This is a genomic window from Microbacterium sp. ZXX196 (genome assembly GCF_009709595.1).
GTDB classification, from domain to species: Bacteria; Actinomycetota; Actinomycetes; order Actinomycetales; family Microbacteriaceae; genus Microbacterium; species Microbacterium excoecariae.
This window is the reverse complement of the sequence record NZ_WMEE01000436.1, coordinates 1-245: the sequence shown is the minus strand read 5'-3', so window position 1 is coordinate 245 and position 245 is coordinate 1. Positions and strand designations below refer to the sequence as shown.

Here is a 245-nt window from a genome sequence, read left to right as displayed (position 1 = left end):
AAAAGATCAGCATAAGCTGATCTTTTTTTATACCTAAAACACACATTTGATTGCAATATTTCCAATTTTTCCTCACAAATTTGGATTAAAATAATAGGCGTATTTTTTAAATATTTGATTTCTATAATGAAGAAATTTTTAAAGGGATTATTTGCGGTTAGCATAATCCCCTTGGTGATGATTGGCTGTACGACTTCATCCCACAAAGGCCAGACCATCACAACTCCTGATGGAAAACGTATTTT

General features: G+C 31.8%; 1 protein-coding gene. It reads right to left on the bottom strand.

The features are described 5' to 3' along the window. On the bottom strand, window positions 1-245 hold a 245-nt coding region (locus tag GJQ66_RS15025), incomplete at both ends, for a hypothetical protein (protein WP_230379680.1).